This window comes from Paenibacillus sp. MZ04-78.2, from assembly GCF_024213375.1.
In the GTDB taxonomy this organism is placed as follows: domain Bacteria; phylum Bacillota; class Bacilli; order Paenibacillales; family NBRC-103111; genus Paenibacillus_G.
This window is the reverse complement of the sequence record NZ_JANAVJ010000024.1, coordinates 1-16,130: the sequence shown is the minus strand read 5'-3', so window position 1 is coordinate 16,130 and position 16,130 is coordinate 1. Positions and strand designations below refer to the sequence as shown.

Sequence of the window (16,130 nt, the reverse complement as noted above, 5' to 3'; positions counted from 1 at the left end):
ATGTACTGCCTTCAATTGAGGACGAAGCACGGGGAACCGATTTTGCGAAAATCGTGGATGATTTACCGGAAGGAGTCCTTGCATATTTCGTTGATTAAAGCGTTTGTCGACTTTATCAAAGAGCTGAAGCTGATGTGATGGAATTTATCGAATTCGATTAAACCCCAAAAAAACGGACCCGGACCAACTCATGGTCCAAGCCCGTCTATCGGTTTTACCCGTTCGCCGGCTTCCCGCCAAGGCGGGGCGACGGTTCGCCGTCCGTTTCCGCAGCTTCCTGCGGCTTCGGCCCTGGGCCGCCGCTTCCGGTGCGCAGCGGAATCTCCTTCAGGAAGAACGTCAGCACAAGCGCGACCCCAAGAAGCACAGCCCCCGCCAAAAACACATTGGCCAACGAGTAACTGAGCGCCTCGCGGAGCGAGTCGATCATCCGGCTGAACACGGTCTGCAGCTCCGGCGGCAAGGCTGCCTGAACCTGCGCCAGCTTCGGCTGATCGAGCAGCATTTGCGGATTATGGAACGCGGCGAGCTTCTCGGCCACCTTCGGGTCCAGCTTGCTCAAGTCGACGCCTCGCCCGCTTGCCAGGATCTCTTGCAGCTTGTTCGTCATGCCCGTCGACATAATCGTCCCCATGACGGCAATGCCGATCGTACCGCCCAAGTTACGGAACAGCTGCGAGGAGGCCGTAGCGACGCCAAGATCCTTCGGCGATACGGCGTTCTGAACGGTCAAGGAAAAGACCGGCATCCCCAGACCAAGTCCGAAGCCGAACACAATCATGCTGAGCAGCGTCACCGAGATCGTATTCATGTAATACATGATCATCATTCCGATGACCATAATGATAATCCCGATAATCGCGATCCGCTTGTATTTGCCCGTCTTCGTCATAAGCTGTCCGCTGATCGCGCTGGTCACGACCATACCGATGGACATCGGCATCGTTACATAACCGGAATAGGTCGGCGAGATGCCCATCACGCCCTGAACGAAGAACGGCGTATACATGAGCGCTCCCATCATCCCGGCGTTCATAATAAACCCGATGACATTCGAGATTGTCACAATCCCGTTTTTGAACAACGAAAGCGGCAGCACCGGACTTTTCACCCGGCTCTCCACCCATATGAAAAGAACCAGCGCCACCAATGTACAGGCGAACAAACCGAAAATTTGCGACGAGCCCCAAGCATACTTCGTGCCGGCCCACGAGAACGCGAGCAGCATCGGCACAATCGTCAACGTAAGAAACAGCGAGCCGAAATAATCGATCGACTCCGACGGCTTGCGCTCCACTTTCGGGAACATCGTCAAAATCATCATAAAAGCGACAATGCCAAGAGGAAGGAAAACCCAAAATACCCAATGCCACTCAAAATGATCGACGATATAGCCGCCAAGCGCCGGGCCGATGACGCTCGCAAATCCGAACACTGACATCATAATCCCGGACCATTTCCCGCGCTCGCGGGGAGCGAACAAGTCGCCGACGGCCGTAAAGGCCGTGGCCATGATGATCCCGGCGCCCACCCCCTGGATGCCACGGTATGTAATCAGCTGAATAATATCCATGGACGTCCCCGCCATGAACGCGCCGATCATAAATAAGACGATCCCCGTAAGAATAAACGGCTTCCTGCCGTAAATATCGGACAGCTTACCGACCAGCACCGTCGCGATCGTCGAGGTTAGTAAATAAATCGTAATGACCCATGTATAGTAGTCCATCCCGCCGAGCTTGGCGATAATCCGCGGCAGAGCCGTTCCGACGATGGTCTGGTTAATAGCTGAAAAGAACATCGCCGCAATAATGGCGATCATAATCGTGATTTTGCGTTTATACGATAAGTGTTCCACGTTGCTTTCTTACTCCTCTCCCAATTGCTCCATGTTGTTTAGCATCCGGTTAAAGAAATGGAGATGCTGCCGGAGCTCCTCCTCGGATAAACCGGCGAACAGCGATTCGACCAGCTTCGTCTGCTGCTCTCCGAGCGTCTTCAGCTCGCTCAAGCCCCGTTCCGTTATTTCCAGATACACGACCCGCCGATCGTCTTCTCCCCGATACCGCGTAGCATACCCCTTCTCTACCAATTTATCGGCTTTGGCGGTAATGGCGCCGGACGTCAATTCGAGCGCCTCAGCCAAACCGGATACCTTCTGTGGCCCTCCGCGAAGCTGCCGGAGCACCATAAACTGGGCCATCGAAAACGACTTGTCGATATGCCGGCTCCACAGGTACGACATTTCTTTGACGATCTTCCGGAACGTGCGGGCCATTTCGCTTTTTAATTGATGATCTTCATTCAAATTTAGAAACGCCCCCTTTCGTATCATGACAGTTTCCTTCCAAGACAAGGTTGTTTTCAAGAAAAAACCATTAAATCTCGAAACAATTTAACAATAAACGATTAAAATATTTACTTATTATACACCAAAGGCAATCGTTTGTGAAATTTTTTTGAAGCGGCTGGACACTTCCACCAAATTTATGTGTTTATCCCGTTACGCGATACGGACAGCCGCATAAGCTAGGTATATCATTGTACTGTCACGAACGGGGAGGAACACATATGACTCATCGAACCCTCAAAACCAGATATCGGCTGCTGGCCCGCCGTTACGGACTGCAAATCAAGCGAATCATCCCATATGACTCGCTTTACAAACGCAATGCCGCTTACCGTGCAATCACCGATCGGGGCGACTTCCTGATCAAGCCGTTTTGCCGGAGCCGTGTCCTTGGTCAGCGCACCGCCAGGCAGCAAATCGAGCGCATTTCCTCTCACATCCGCACTTTGCAGAAGGCAGGCTACCCGCACCTGCCGAAGTGGCTGCGAACGTCTTCCGGCCGTTACTGGACCTTCTATCAAGGCAAACCCTATTATATGACGGAATGGATTAAAGGCCGGGGACTTCAAAACGACGCGCAGGACTATGACAATCTAGGAAAAGCGTTGGCCGGGCTTCACAGCGTCTGCCAAAGCTCCCGTTTGCCTATGTCCCGCTTCACGTTAAAGGAAGTCGGAGCCCTGAAGCGGCGGGATGCATTGTTTCGCCGTCAGCTCGTGCGGTTGGATAGACGGCTGGGCCGATGGTTTAGAAAGCATGGGGCTGAATGCATCGCCTTGGCGGACGAAGCCTGGAAGATCATGGAGACTCCGGAGATACAACGGCTGCTGCAAAAGGAACACGAGCCTCCCGCTCTCATTCACGGCGACGTTACTGTTCCGAACGTCATCATCCGGCCTGACGGGCTGTTCCTGATTGATTGGGACCGGGTCCGGCGGGGATCGATTTATCTGGAAATCGCCAGAACGCTGCTGAATACAGCGCTTTTCGAACCGCTGTACATGGAAGCGATGCTGCGCGGATACGAACAACTCAAACCTCTGCTGCCGGAGGAACGTCTGTTAATCAGCGCCTTTTTCCGGCTGCCGGGCGAGGCTTGGTTGTCCGCAAACCGCATCGCGTTCGGCCGCAGTCGATACGTGGACCGCGTGCTGACAAAAACGTGGGGCCGGCGTTTGAACGCTGTTGGCTGGATGGATCGTTGGGCCCGGGCAACGACAGCGCCGGACGTATCAGGCCGCGATGCATTAGAAGAGGTGAAGATAAACGAAGAAGGCGAACCGACTGCGATTTGAATCGCTGTGGTTCGCCTTTAACAGCTTGGTCATGAATATGCTTTACTCAAAGATGAAACCACTGAAGTTGAATGTATTCGGGAAAAATGTTTATGACAACGGATTTACAAATCTTGAAATTGTGACCAGTCCACCTTGTCATAGTTTTGATATACTGTTTTTATCTCATCTCTTACTTCCATTAGAGCAAATCCAAGCAAATTCAAGCCTCGCCAACTCTTTGCATTTGTAGCCGCAGGATTGCTTTTTGAATAACCAATCCCCCATATTGTGTCTAACGGGCTTGCTTCTACAAGAATTTTATTGCCTGTAGCTAACAGTATATCCATCATTTTTTTATCTTGAGTAAACTTATAATAATTACCCTTCAACACAATAGAATGTTTTACCTTATCCCATGTTTTTTCGTCAAAATTTTTAACCTTTCTCCCAAGTGATTTCATCTGTTTTAGGTCAGAGGTTTTCATAATTGCTTCCTCAATTTCTTCATCTTCAAAAACTTGGGCTTTAGCTGCCATCATATACTGTTCTGTGCAGGTAAATCCATAAGCGTTTTCAGTAAACTCGGAATATTGCCATTGTCCAAAACAACATTCCGGCTCATATTCAACATCTCCGGGCTGCCAGAAAAAAACAAACTCTTCGTCTGAGCTTTGATTAATTAGCCAATCTTTTGAATACTTCGGCTCCCCGTTCTTGTTCCAAAAGATTATGCCACTATCGTGGACATAGCTTTCATATTCTAAGTCATCATCGTTAGCATCGCTTAAAAAGCTTCGCCAAGTTTTAGGCTTTGGAAACATAGCTTGATACTGTTGTCGTTCATCTTCTGACAGCGTTTCAATCCAGTTATTAAAGGTATACTTATAGGATTCGCCATAACCCATGCGCCAACCTATACTGTATCGGGTTATATGAGGGTACATCAGCCATAACGGCGGCATAGGGTTATCTATTGTAAATGATTTTCCCATAATCTATTACCAACTTTCATTTAAATTATACTTTCTTACCAATGTAGCAAAAATTAGTTGGCTTCACAAATGAAATTTTATCGGCTTTTCTGCTTCTTTTTTAAGCCAATAAACCTAAAGATGAAGAATGGTTTACACTTACATTCTAATGTTCCAAACGGCGTTTCTCAGCGCAATAATCGTTCGATTCAATTTGAGCCTCCAACACGGCTAAAGCCATGGGATTCTTAGCTAGTTAACGCACGCAGGCCATTTCTGTTTTGTGCAGACTGCTAAGTTAAGAGCTAGCTCATTAGCTCATCCTAGATCAGAGCGTATAGCTATCTAGGCTGATAGACTGTTACCATCTATCACAGGTTGGCGCATAATGTTGATGGCTCCAACCCTGTCGCGGTGCGCGCGATACCCGCATGAACACTCATACGTTCGGTCTATTGCCTTGTTCCGTTTCTCGCAGTTTGGACACGTTTGGGAGGTGTACGCCGGATTGACTTCGATGATGTTAATCCCGGCCAATGCCGCTTTGTATGCGATAAACGTTTGCAATTGGTGGAACGTCCAGTTATGCAGGTTTTTGGCGTTTTTACGACTTGTTCTTGTCGTTTGGCGAAGGTTCGTCAGCTTCTCCAGCTTGATGACCGATACTTGTTCTTCGATCGCCATGTTCACGATCTTACGGCTGATTTTGTGGTTTTGGTCTTTCATGTAGCGATGTTCTTTATTTTCTTGCTTACGGATCGCAGACAGCTTCTTTAACTTGCCCATCTTTCTTCTGCGCTCTTTGTATTTGCGGCGTATGTACTTGTTCTGTCTGCCATTGCCAACAAATTTCGTCCTTCCTGTTGAGGTGACGACAACGGCAGGGACTTTTAAGCCCAAGTCAATTCCCATCGTGACATCGCCGGTTGTTTGTTCTGTCTTTCTTTCAACAGAAATTTGTACGTACCACTTGCCCGACTTCTCAACCACTTTTAAGAGGCCAAGCTTGCCGCTGGATAGTAACCGCTGTTCGCGTTCCGTTACATGAGCCGGAATCTGAAGTCGCTGTACGTTTCCGTCCAACATCACAGGAAATGCAACGCTTTGCTCCCCGAGTGAATAGTTCTGGTTATTGACGTAGTAGACTCTGCGCTTTAGAACCGGACGTTTTCCTTGCTTTTTCGTCTTGTTATGAATGCTTCGCGCATCTCGAATGGCTTGGTTCTTTACGGCGGATGGAAGTTTGGCGTCGACATCCTTGGAGGTGAGCTTTGGAAAGGCGCCCGATGCTTCCGCTTGTTCGGTGAGGAGATTGACCGTTTTGATGTATTCGTCCCCCATCTCCTTCAGCAGGGAAACATCGTTTGGGAATATTCGAATTTGAACGGTTACGGTTGGCATGGCTTCACCCCCTTTTCTTTTGCTCTTCAACATAACGTTGGATGGTTTCGCTCGAAACATTCCCTGCCGTGCTGACAAAATACGAACGTGTCCAAAGGCTTGGTAGATGCTCCAAGTGCTTAAATTCTTGACGCAAACATCGCGAGGTCGTACCTTTCAATTTTGCCAAAACGTCCGCTGGAGAATCCGTTGGCAGCACGTTTACGAATAGATGCACATGATCTGGCATGACTTCCATCGCAACAATAAGCCAATCGTTTTTCTCGCATAGCTCTTGCACAAGCTCTTTAAATCTCGCTTCGACTTGACTCACAAATACCTTTCTTCGATATCGCGGGCAAAACACAAAATGATAGTTGATGGGTGATACAGTTGTGGTCGTTCTTCTATATTCTTGTCCCATATACCAATTGTATCAATTTTAATATAAAACTGCAACAACATGAAGGAATGTAGGACAATTAAGCTGTCTAAAGACAGCCCTTGTCCTAAGCCGATTCATCCCATGCCTAAAGGCAAGGGATGAATCGGCTAAATCTGTAAACCAAAAAGGCGATCTGTCCGCAATGGAATCATCGCGGGAATCGCCTTTTTTTATTTCGGATGATGGATTAATAACCGACCGTAAACCGTTTGCGGGAGAAGCGCGGACGCTCCGCCTCGTCCAGCATAGCAACGGCATAGTCCTCGGCCGAAATGCGGCTGTTCCCTTCGGCATCTGTGACGAGCCGGTTTTCTTCTGTGCGGTATTGCCCGGTTTTCTCACCCGGTTGGATCAATGCGGCTGGGCTCAGGTTCGTCCAGTCGAGCCCGGAGCTGCGGTATACTTCCAGCGCATCCCGGTGCGCCAATGCGATTCCCTTCCATTCGGCAGGGAATTGCGGCGTATCAACCAGTTGCACGCCTGGAGCCACTTCCAGACTTCCCGCGCCACCGACGGTCAGCAGACGGCTGACGCCGGACTTTTTCGCCGCATCGACCAACGCTTGGGCGGCCTGAACCAGCTTCTCCTCTTGGCCGCGCGCCGGACCAAAGGCGCTGATCACGATGTCGTGACCGGCTGCCGCTGCGGCGACACTATCCACGTTCGAAACGTCTCCCGTTACCACCTTCAGGTTTTCGTTCTGTTTCGTCACACGAGACGGATCGCGCACGATAGCCGTCACTTGATGTCCCCGGCTCAAGGCTTCCTCTAATATCCGCTGTCCGATCGTTCCCGTTGCTCCAACCAAGGCAATCTTCATCGTGAATCCATCCTTTCGCCTTCTAAAATATTATGGTGATCAAATGTTATCGCAGTTAATTGCATTCCCCATCCACGGTGCAGGATAGCCCTTCGGCAGCCTTGCCGGCTTGACCGGCCAGTTCCTCGGCGATCGCCTGCTCCAGCGTCTCCCGGTTCGCTACGCCTCGCAGCACCTTATTGCCGATAAAAAACGTAGGGACGGCTGTAATGCCCGCTTCCTGGTAAGCATGGTTCATCGCTTGCTGATGAGCTTCCTTGTAATTCCGCGTTTCCAGCGCTTCCCGGTACTCGGCGGCATCCAGTCCGATTTCACCGGCCAGCTTCGCCAGCACGTCCGGGTCCCCGATATTTTGCTCCTCTTGGAAGAAGGCCCGGAACAGCCGGTGGTTATATTCGTTTCCTTTGCCGTGCTCCTTGGCGTATTGATACCCCTCGAACGCAAGGTGGGTGTAGGGATGCGGAGAAACCCGCGGCAGCTTCATATCGATACCCATCCGCTGCGCGTAAGGAGCGATGGATTGCTCCCACATCTTCAATTTCGGCGGATCGTTCCAGGGGTCCAGCGGCTCGGCCGGGCTTGGGCGCAGCTCGAAGGGCATCCATTCCACCTCGACGTCCTTGCCCTGCACGGCCTGCTCCAGCGGTCCTTCCGCCAGAAAGCAGAAGGGACATACGTAGTCCGAATACACTTGAATTTTGACGGTCATCTTAAATTCACCTCCTTTATAAAGTCGTCCGAGTCTCTTCTTTCCATTCACATGTAACTAAAACAGTTACAGGAAACGATAAAAAAAAGGGTTACCGGTCAGCCCGCACCAAATCGAACACAATCTGGTCCAGCGTAACTTTCGCCAACTCTTTCTCCATGGCCGACTCCGCCCGTTTGAAGACGGTGTCCAACGTCTCTTGAATATTTCGCCCGACAAGGCATTTCGGGTTCGGCTTATCGTGCGCCGCGAACAACTCCCCCGGAGGGTCGTTCTGTACGGCACGGTACACTTCCAAAAGGTTAATCTCCCGGGGCGGACGGGCCAGCGATGCGCCGCCGACGCCAGGACTCGTATGCACCAGCCCGACTTTGCCCAGCAGACCGATCACACGGCGGATCACCACCGGGTTCGTATTGACGCTGCCTGCGATAAATTCCGACGTATTGCGGCCTTCTTTATTAATATCGAGGAGAGCCAAGATGTGAATCGCTACGGCAAAACGACTGCTGATCGACAATTCATATCCTCTCCTCTCTGTTGTATTCTATCACCTGTAACCATTGTAGTTACAATTATTCGTTTTGTCAACCCGACTTTTCTGTACAATTGAGCGACCATCCGCCTCGCCGTCCGCTCACGACTGCTTCCCATCGCGTCCGATCCGGTATTCGTAGTTATCCTTGCACAATTGCAGCAAATCGTATTTCAAGCCCCGCTTGGGCGTCGTAATCTTGATCACCCTGCCTCCCGTTCTCCGCAACACGGCACGCACCGAACCGGGGTCGCTCACTTTGTTGACGATGAGCTCATCCGGCCCCTCGGCTTCCCCATAGCGGCTGACCAGAAAACGGTCGCAAGCGACCTCGTCGTACGCGCGCTCCAATTCATGCATCTGAAAATCCCGCAGCATGCCCTCCTGTACCTTTGCGATCAGCACCCGCTCCTCGCCAAAATATAGCACATCCTGATGGATCGAGCCTTCCCGGTCGACGATCTGCTTCTCCGGCATTTCCTCCAAAATGCGCAGGTGACGGAGCATGCTGCCGGCTTTCTCGAATTCCAGACGTTCGGCGTACTCATTCATCTTGGCGCGCATCGCGGCTATCAGGCTCTCGCCTTGGTTCAGCAGAAGACCGGCTGCTTGCCGAGCCGTCTCCCGGTACGCCTCCTCCGTGATTTTCCCTTCGCATACGCCGCTGCACTTGCCAAGATGGTACAGCAGACAGACCCTCTTCGGCATCTTGTCGCATGTCCTCAGCTTATAATGCTCTGTGACAAAATCGAGCACGGCATCGCGGAAGCGGGCGCTCCGGTAAGGACCGAAGCGCAGCTCCTTGCCCGGAGCTGCGGCTTTGTCCGCTCCGCCCCCGCCGCGTACGGCCCGGAGCCTGCGGTCCCGGTAGTATTCGCTCAGCCGCGGAAACCGCTCGTCCGTCATCTGCAAATAAGCATACCCGCTGTTGTCCCGCTTGAGTGCCCGGTTATACGGAGGCTTATGGATCTTGATCAGATTGTTCTCCAGCAGCAGACTTTCCGATTCGTTGTTGACCAGTACCACTTCAATGGACGCGATGTCCAGCACCATTTGACGAATGCGCCTGCGCTGATCCCGGTTTTGGAAATACGAGCGCAGACGGCTGCGCAAATTTTTGGATTTGCCGACATAAAGAATGTGTCCTTCGGCATTTTTCATGATGTAGCAGCCCGGGCGTTCGGGATAATCGCCCGCTTCGAACTGAAATGGCATCGCAAACTTCCCCTTTTTCGCGCGGTTCCGCGCACGGCTCTCCCGCACGGACCTTTTAGAAGCTTTTGTCCATTTTAACCTGCTCCACAGCGACCGTAAACCCTCCGGCCGTCAAAGCCTTCGCGCAGACGGACGTCCCCGGCACGTTTAACGCCCGCTTCCGCAGCGCATCGGCTCCGGCAAACACTTCCGAGCACAGGAGCCGGACGATTCCGTCCATTTCAGGGGCATCCGGGCTCGCTACGCATTGGTACAAGATTGTCGAAGTATGCTCACCCGACGCATCGTATACCCGCTTAGCAAGCGCGTAGCCGACGGGGTGGCCTTGCGGGTCGGACGCGATAACGGTATGCCCGTCCTTCAAGCTCTGCCATCCCGTCTGCCACGCGGCGTTTGCCTCGTAGAAGGGAAGCAGCGCCGCCTCATGCGGAACGGACCAGCGGACCGTATAATCCCCACGTGGAAGATCTCCCGGCTGCCAAGCCTCGGACGATTCCAGAACCACCAGTTGATCAGTTACCTCGTAGCCTATTTGCCGGTATAAGGCAATGGCCTTTTCGTTCTGCTTGAACGCTTCGAGCGTCGCCCGCGACACGCCTTCCTCGCGGTACAGCCGAATGGACGCTTCCAGCAGTTGTCTGGCTACGCCGTGCCTCCGGTGCGACGCAGCAACGGCTGTCCCCCCGTTCCAGGCCGTTTTGGCGCCGCTAATCGTACGGATGCCGTTCAGAATGATCCCTACCGGCTCGTCCCCGTCAAACGCCACAAAGGAATAGTCCGGGGACAAGCCCTCGGCCACCATTCGCGCCAAGAAAGCATCGACCGTCATGACGATCTGAACATAGTAATCCTCAAACCCTTTGTTCCAAACCTCTACCGCCTGATTCAACGTACACTCGGATAGCCGCTTCACATTCAGCTCCATTGCTAACTCCCCCATTGCGTAAGACTTAAGCGGAACATGACGTTCCCCTCTCTATTCCCAGATTCTCACACAGCCCCCTGAATTTCAAGATGCTGGGATATCCTAATTTGAACCGTCCACCCATACCATGTGCGCACACCATATCTGCTTAGGAGGCATGCATGAGAAGGTTCATCCCGGGTGGGGCCTTTCCGCTGCTCTTGCTGACCGGGATCACGTTAACCGGATACACGCTGCAGTGGAAGTCGAAGCCAATTACCGTGTACTCGGATTGAAAGGTGGTAGAAATGATCTTGGATTCCACCCACGACGCCCTCCCGATCTATCCATGCCGGAGCATGATGATGTTTCCGCTATCATCGACCTGAATCTCAGGCGCTCCACCGCGTTCATACTGTACCAGCGGATTAACACTGCGTATTTATGGGAATATTTACGTATAAATTATTTATACCTAAAATAAGGAATTATAGGTTCAAGATGTTTTTTTTGTAAAATATAGCTGACACATATTAACAAATGAAGTAATATAAAACTATTAAAAAAGGAGGTAAAGTATGAAAAAATTAATAGTTATTGGAATTTTATCTTTGTCTGTTATGGGAACTAGTGTTTACGCTTCCGAATCAACTAGTCAATTGCCTACAAGCGAAGTAACAATTGCTCCAAGTTCAACCAGCAATGTTAACATGATTCAGCCTGCTGGTCGGCTTACGGGTATTGTACAAGCGGTGGGCCAAGCGGCCAAAGTTGTGGGTAATGCTGTGGGTAATGCTGCACAAAAAGCATGGGTGTACGGAACGGAGGCCGCTAAGGTCCACGCTTGGGACGTAATCGGAAACGTGTCGGAGGCTGTGGGCGGCGCATCCAACGATAACCTGATTCAAGAAGGCACTGATATTATCTTCGATAAGTAAAGAACGGTTGCCTAGTAGACGAAAGAGCGTACTAATCCTAGTACGCTCTTTTTTAAAGAGGGGGATTAAAGTATGAGCAAGCTGAAGCTATTCTCAATCATTACAGTGTTAAGCCTGTTTGTCGTAGTTCATTTTTTAATCATTTTACTTACTGTCGGACCAAGTAACCCAATTTCCATGACAATCAGGCCATTTTTAATTACGTATAGTTCCGTTTTCTTTGCGCAAAATTGGCATTTGTTTGCTCCGGAACCCATATCAAGGAATTCGTATGTGTACATGCAAGTAAAAAAGGAGAATGAAATTGACAATAACGAAGAGAGATGGATTGACATAACTAACCCCGTTATCCATAAAAACAACGAAAATCCACTCACTCCATATAATAGAATTGTAAGAATCGTTGAAGGAATGGTAACGGATTACTACGGACAGCATCAGGATGAATATATTTTTAAGTACAAGACAGCTTTAGAAAAAGAGAAGAATGCCGATCAGATTGAACAGGACGAGATTGCAAAAATTATTAAAGAGGAAGAGAAATCCAAGAATAAAAAAGGAGAAGAGAGGCTTTACCGGTACGCCTCCTCATACGCAAAGGCAGCTTATCCCAATGAGAGAATCGAAGCCGTACGTATTCGAGTCATGATCTATGATACCATCCCGTTCTCTAAACGGAATGAAGCTGATATTGAGCCGAAAAAGATGGACGATGTCGTTCTGGAATGGAAAAAAATAAACGACGACGTCATTAAGTTCTTTTAAATGGAGGCGGGTTAATGACGACGAGGGTAGATTCGATTATAAATTTCTTTATCAAAGACCGATTTCTAATTGGAGCAAGTATTTTAAGACTTTTATTTGGTTCCCTAATTTTGTATTATTATTTAATACATTACTCTCAGCGCTACTTTCTATGGAGCAGTATCGGTTTCAATGTCATTGATGATGAGTTCAAAAACGCTACTTATTCTTTATATAACTTCAGTGATAGTTTGCTTTATTTTGATGTTATTTTTCATTTAGGAATCATCTTTGCATTTTTATATACGATTGGTTACCGGGGAAAAGTTTTTTCTATTCTTAATTTTATTTTTTACTATTCTTTATATAAAAGAATGATGTACATCGGTGACGGCGGCGATAATTTAATGTGCGTTGCCCTCTTTTACCTGTTATTCGCGAATAGTACCGCTTATTTTTCGGTCGACGCCAGCCGTAAAAGCACGGCGAATCCGTTTGTCAGCATCCTGCATAATTTCTCGATCATCTTGTGCATTGTGCAGCTATGTATTGTTTATTTTACTTCCGGCTTTTATCAGATTATGGGCAGCTTGTGGAATAATGGTACGGCCATTTATTACATCGCTCAGGTAAAGACGTTTTCCGGACCCATCTTAAAAAGCTTCTCGGATCATTTCGTGTACTTGTCGATCATTGCTACCTACTTAAGCATTTTTGTCAAAATTTCGTTTCCTTTTTTGCTGTTCAATCGGATCTCGAAGATTGTGATTGTCACCGCTATTATGCTCTTCCACCTTGGGATTGCAATTGGCATGGGTCTCATTACGTTCTCAATCGTGATGATTTCAATGGAGGCGTTGTTATTTACGGATGACGACTACCGAAAGCTGTACAAGGGGATGAGCAGTAGATACTTCCTGTTGAAAGAAAGACTGGTCCAGCGAACCGCCCGATTCGGGCATCAATATTTATACAAGTTTAAAATCGTTGTGTTTTACGATGGCTGGTGTCCGATGTGCCGGCAAGTAAAAGCGAGCTGCGAGAAGCTGGATCTCTTTCATCTGGTTGATTTTGTTTCATTTCGGGAGCCTGGTGCTATCGACACCTACGCGCTAGATCGCGCCAAGCTTGAAGTTCGTATGCACAGTAAGAAATTAAACAGTTCGGATGTTGTTGATGGAATCGATTCAATTATTCAACTTGCAAGCCGTGTTGTGGCATATTGGCCTCTGTTGCCGTTGTTGCTTACATCGAAGTATATGGGGATTGGGCAAGCCTGCTACGATTTTATCGCGAAGCGGAGAATGATCGTATCTACGAATCACTGTACCGATGCGTGCATGCGAGAGCCGCTGAACCCATAAAACTTGCTACTACTGGAGGGATTGATTTGTCCGTTATCATTTGGATCATCGTGGCCATCTTTCTGCTCGTTGTCGCTTTTTTTGCATTAGCGGCGGTACTTCAATACGTAGATAGCAAAAAAACGGCACAGCACGTGCTGGACTATTTCGTGAAGAACAGGGACAGCAGCTCGATCTGTTTGCTGCATAATAATGAGCCTTTGCTTGAATACCATGCGGACAGAGTCATGCCGCTGGCCAGTACCGTTAAATTAATCCTTGTCATCGAGTATGCCAACCAAGCGGCCCAAGGGCTTGTTGATCCTGAAGCGCGTGTCCACCTGAATGATGTGGAACGGTACTATATTCCGGGCTCGGATGGCGGCGGTCATTCAAGCTGGAAATATGATTTGAAGGAGAAGCTTGAAGCCGGACATGAATTAACACTGGACGAAGTCGCCCGAGGCATGCTTCAGTTCAGTTCGAATGCTTGCACGGAGTATATATTTGAACTGCTTGGCGGAGACAGAATCAATGCAAGCTTGGGAGAGCTGGGCATGGAGCACCATACCTCTATATTCCCGCTCTCTTCCGCGATGCTGACCTCGATGTATGTCAAAGACAAAGAAGGGCTGAGCGGCAAGAATCTGATTCGTCGGATGCGCGAAATGAGCCAAGAGGAATATATTTCGCTGGCATATGAGATGCATAACTCACTAAAGCAAGAATCCGATGCTGCTACAATCCAGAAATTAAACCGGAAAGAAGGGTACAAGCGAAGTCTTCAAAAGCTGGAGTCCGAACGATTGCCGGGCGGAACGACGAAGGAATATGCTTCGCTTATGAATAAAATCAACAGCGGCACCTATTTTTCACCGGATGCCCAAGTGATCTTGGATCGATTGGTAGGAAGACCGCCCTCTGAAACATCCCAATATCGCAAGATCGGCTTCAAGGGCGGGACGACGATCTATGTGGTTACGGCGGCCATGTATGGATGCAAGAAAAACGGAGAAACGTTAGAACTTGCCGCCTTCGTCAATGATTCTAAGGGAACGGAAAACGCGTGGTTGAAAAATAAGATCGATGAGTTTTTGGTCGCGATCATGAAAGATGACGATTTTAGAAATAAAGTTATCAAGAAACTTTCTTCGTATGTCCATGAAACGTTATGATTCATAGGTTGCGACACAGCCGCCTAATCGCAAGCGGCCTTGGGTTATTCCCCGATCAGAATGGATTTGATACTTAATGCTTAAAATGTTCGTTGTCCCGGCAGTTGTTGTGCTGCTAGTTTACTATCCTTTTAGATCTATTTTGAATTGGATGCTATATGTTCTTTTCGCCTTAACCTACTTTACTTGGCTGTATAACATCGCTGTCTGGGGAGAGTACAGCTATTATCTTAAATACATTTACCTGTTAATTCTGGGAATAAGTATTGCGCTAAGCTTTATAGCTGAAAGGAGAAGGCAAGAGCATCGTCGCCCAAAAAACGTTTGGTTGCCAAGGTTGTTCCTTGCGCTTCTCGCCGCAACACAGCTTATCATGACAAGCTATTCGCTGAGCCTGCTTCAAGCTCCTGATAAAGAACGTGGAGTACGTTTAAAGTTTCCTTTTAAGTCTACCGGCGTCTATTATGTACTGCATGGGGGCGGAAGCGAATCGATCAATTACCATTACGCGAATGTGTTTCAAAAGCACGCTGTAGACATTGTCAAACTGAACAAGTTTGGAGCAACCAAGGGGTTGTTCGATCTTTCGCCTGCGTTGCACAAGTTTGAGATATATAATGAAGCCGTATACAGCCCCTTGCGCGGTAAAGTGATTAAAGTAGTCAATCATTTAATCGATCAGCCCTACAAAAGTCCGGATGAAGAGCGGCTCGGCAATCTGATTGTGATCGAGCATGAAGATGTTTATGTTTATCTCTTTCATTTAAAGCCAGGAAGCATCATTGTTAACACCGGCGATGTTGTGGAAGAAGGGCAGGAGTTGGCCCGGGTTGGCAATTCAGGCAACTCCTTTGAGCCCCATTTGCATATGCATGCGGTCCGCAAAGAGCAAGGAACCGCCATCTCGATTCCTATGTACATAGAGGGACGCTATTTGGAAAGAAACGATATCGTTCGCTTAACCGGTCCGTAGCACAAAGATTGGGGAGAACACGTGGCATTTGTAACACCTTGCACTAAAAAAGCATGGCGAGCACTGCCCTCTACGACGTTTCATTTGCAATCCCTCTACAGGGGGGCTTCCTGCAAATCTCTAAAGATGATTTCGATGTTGTTCAAGGACAGGCCCAGAAGAATCCATAGTAGTTTATAATAGAGCAGGGTATATCCGGTATATCCCTGCTTTTATTTTTTATTTCAGGAGGGATTTCATAAAACCGGCTATGAGGATAGTTTTAAGTGTAGCACTAGTAGTCTCTCAATTCTAATAGTATAGATTGGATGAATGTGGTATAGTGATGCCAAAAAGAGGAATGACATATGC

The 16,130-nt window shown here is 48.8% G+C and carries 17 protein-coding genes; 7 read left to right on the top strand and 10 right to left on the bottom strand.

From position 1 onward, the window contains the following. On the top strand, positions 1–138 hold the full coding sequence (locus NLX71_RS16760) for a substrate-binding domain-containing protein (RefSeq protein ID WP_254364957.1): 138 nt from the start codon (positions 1–3) through the stop codon (positions 136–138). A 76-nt stretch (positions 139–214) separates the two neighbouring features. Here the strand turns inward: NLX71_RS16760 and NLX71_RS16755 are convergent, their stop codons facing one another. Then, positions 215–1,858: an MDR family MFS transporter gene (locus NLX71_RS16755; protein WP_254364956.1), complete on the bottom strand. Its 1,644-nt coding sequence runs from the start codon at positions 1,856–1,858 to the stop codon at positions 215–217. Between the two features lie 9 nt (positions 1,859–1,867). Beyond that, on the bottom strand, positions 1,868–2,308 hold the full coding sequence (locus tag NLX71_RS16750; RefSeq protein ID WP_254364955.1) for a MarR family winged helix-turn-helix transcriptional regulator: 441 nt from the start codon (positions 2,306–2,308) through the stop codon (positions 1,868–1,870). Positions 2,309–2,571: 263 nt separating this feature from the next. Here NLX71_RS16750 and NLX71_RS16745 point away from each other — a divergent pair, with 263 nt between their 5' ends. Then, positions 2,572–3,645 (top strand): phosphotransferase, encoded by a 1,074-nt coding sequence (locus NLX71_RS16745; RefSeq protein WP_254364954.1) that lies wholly within the window; start codon positions 2,572–2,574, stop codon positions 3,643–3,645. Positions 3,646–3,749: 104 nt separating this feature from the next. Here NLX71_RS16745 and NLX71_RS16740 read toward each other — a convergent pair whose 3' ends face one another. From NLX71_RS16740 to NLX71_RS16705, 8 genes are all read right to left on the bottom strand, one after another. Then, positions 3,750–4,619, bottom strand: coding sequence for a riboflavin biosynthesis intermediates N-glycosidase (locus NLX71_RS16740; protein ID WP_254364953.1), 870 nt, complete (start codon positions 4,617–4,619; stop codon positions 3,750–3,752). Positions 4,620–4,943: 324 nt separating this feature from the next. Beyond that, entirely contained in the window at positions 4,944–5,999 is a 1,056-nt protein-coding gene (locus NLX71_RS16735; RefSeq protein WP_254364952.1) for an RNA-guided endonuclease InsQ/TnpB family protein, read from the bottom strand. A 4-nt stretch (positions 6,000–6,003) separates the two neighbouring features. Then, on the bottom strand, positions 6,004–6,402 hold the full coding sequence (gene tnpA, locus NLX71_RS16730) for an IS200/IS605 family transposase (protein ID WP_254364951.1): 399 nt from the start codon (positions 6,400–6,402) through the stop codon (positions 6,004–6,006). Positions 6,403–6,610: 208 nt separating this feature from the next. Continuing rightward, positions 6,611–7,243, bottom strand: coding sequence for an NAD(P)-dependent oxidoreductase (locus NLX71_RS16725; protein ID WP_254364950.1), 633 nt, complete (start codon positions 7,241–7,243; stop codon positions 6,611–6,613). Between the two features lie 55 nt (positions 7,244–7,298). Next, on the bottom strand, positions 7,299–7,952 hold the full coding sequence (locus tag NLX71_RS16720; protein WP_254364949.1) for a DsbA family oxidoreductase: 654 nt from the start codon (positions 7,950–7,952) through the stop codon (positions 7,299–7,301). Positions 7,953–8,043: 91 nt separating this feature from the next. Beyond that, positions 8,044–8,472, bottom strand: coding sequence for an Rrf2 family transcriptional regulator (locus NLX71_RS16715; RefSeq protein ID WP_254364948.1), 429 nt, complete (start codon positions 8,470–8,472; stop codon positions 8,044–8,046). Positions 8,473–8,589: 117 nt separating this feature from the next. Further along, positions 8,590–9,702: a GIY-YIG nuclease family protein gene (locus NLX71_RS16710; protein ID WP_254364947.1), complete on the bottom strand. Its 1,113-nt coding sequence runs from the start codon at positions 9,700–9,702 to the stop codon at positions 8,590–8,592. 55 nt (positions 9,703–9,757) lie between these two features. Continuing rightward, a complete protein-coding gene (locus tag NLX71_RS16705) occupies positions 9,758–10,627 on the bottom strand; it encodes a GNAT family N-acetyltransferase (protein WP_254364946.1) in 870 nt (289 codons plus the stop codon). Positions 10,628–11,184: 557 nt separating this feature from the next. On the opposite strand from NLX71_RS16705, the gene NLX71_RS16700 reads away from it, so the two are divergent. The 5 genes from NLX71_RS16700 to NLX71_RS16680 all read left to right on the top strand — a co-directional run bounded on the left by NLX71_RS16700 (position 11,185) and on the right by NLX71_RS16680 (position 15,779). After that, positions 11,185–11,544 carry a hypothetical protein gene (locus NLX71_RS16700; protein WP_254364945.1) on the top strand — a complete coding sequence of 120 codons (360 nt, stop codon included), beginning with the start codon at positions 11,185–11,187 and terminating at the stop codon, positions 11,542–11,544. A 72-nt stretch (positions 11,545–11,616) separates the two neighbouring features. Continuing rightward, positions 11,617–12,309, top strand: coding sequence for a DUF5819 family protein (locus NLX71_RS16695; RefSeq protein WP_254364944.1), 693 nt, complete (start codon positions 11,617–11,619; stop codon positions 12,307–12,309). A gap of 14 nt (positions 12,310–12,323) precedes the next feature. Next, a complete protein-coding gene (locus NLX71_RS16690) occupies positions 12,324–13,652 on the top strand; it encodes a DCC1-like thiol-disulfide oxidoreductase family protein (protein ID WP_254364943.1) in 1,329 nt (442 codons plus the stop codon). Between the two features lie 26 nt (positions 13,653–13,678). Further along, on the top strand, positions 13,679–14,806 hold the full coding sequence (locus tag NLX71_RS16685; RefSeq protein ID WP_254364942.1) for a serine hydrolase: 1,128 nt from the start codon (positions 13,679–13,681) through the stop codon (positions 14,804–14,806). Between the two features lie 76 nt (positions 14,807–14,882). Further along, the gene (locus NLX71_RS16680; protein WP_254364941.1) at positions 14,883–15,779 is read left to right on the top strand and encodes a M23 family metallopeptidase; all 897 of its coding nucleotides are present in this window, start codon (positions 14,883–14,885) and stop codon (positions 15,777–15,779) included. The last annotated feature ends 351 nt before the right edge of the window (positions 15,780–16,130 follow it).

Excerpts from the sequence above, each read along its gene's own strand:
- NLX71_RS16760 (WP_254364957.1), top strand. The coding sequence starts at position 1 with ATGTACTGCCTTCAATTGAGGACGAAGCACGGGGAACCGATTTTGCGA.
- NLX71_RS16745 (WP_254364954.1), top strand. The coding sequence starts at position 2,572 with ATGACTCATCGAACCCTCAAAACCAGATATCGGCTGCTGGCCCGCCGT.
- NLX71_RS16740 (WP_254364953.1), bottom strand. The coding sequence starts at position 4,619 with ATGGGAAAATCATTTACAATAGATAACCCTATGCCGCCGTTATGGCTG.
- NLX71_RS16735 (WP_254364952.1), bottom strand. The coding sequence starts at position 5,999 with ATGCCAACCGTAACCGTTCAAATTCGAATATTCCCAAACGATGTTTCC.
- tnpA (WP_254364951.1), bottom strand. The coding sequence starts at position 6,402 with ATGGGACAAGAATATAGAAGAACGACCACAACTGTATCACCCATCAAC.
- NLX71_RS16725 (WP_254364950.1), bottom strand. The coding sequence starts at position 7,243 with ATGAAGATTGCCTTGGTTGGAGCAACGGGAACGATCGGACAGCGGATA.
- NLX71_RS16720 (WP_254364949.1), bottom strand. The coding sequence starts at position 7,952 with ATGACCGTCAAAATTCAAGTGTATTCGGACTACGTATGTCCCTTCTGC.
- NLX71_RS16710 (WP_254364947.1), bottom strand. The coding sequence starts at position 9,702 with ATGCCATTTCAGTTCGAAGCGGGCGATTATCCCGAACGCCCGGGCTGC.
- NLX71_RS16705 (WP_254364946.1), bottom strand. The coding sequence starts at position 10,627 with ATGGAGCTGAATGTGAAGCGGCTATCCGAGTGTACGTTGAATCAGGCG.
- NLX71_RS16700 (WP_254364945.1), top strand. The coding sequence starts at position 11,185 with ATGAAAAAATTAATAGTTATTGGAATTTTATCTTTGTCTGTTATGGGA.
- NLX71_RS16695 (WP_254364944.1), top strand. The coding sequence starts at position 11,617 with ATGAGCAAGCTGAAGCTATTCTCAATCATTACAGTGTTAAGCCTGTTT.
- NLX71_RS16690 (WP_254364943.1), top strand. The coding sequence starts at position 12,324 with ATGACGACGAGGGTAGATTCGATTATAAATTTCTTTATCAAAGACCGA.
- NLX71_RS16680 (WP_254364941.1), top strand. The coding sequence starts at position 14,883 with ATGCTTAAAATGTTCGTTGTCCCGGCAGTTGTTGTGCTGCTAGTTTAC.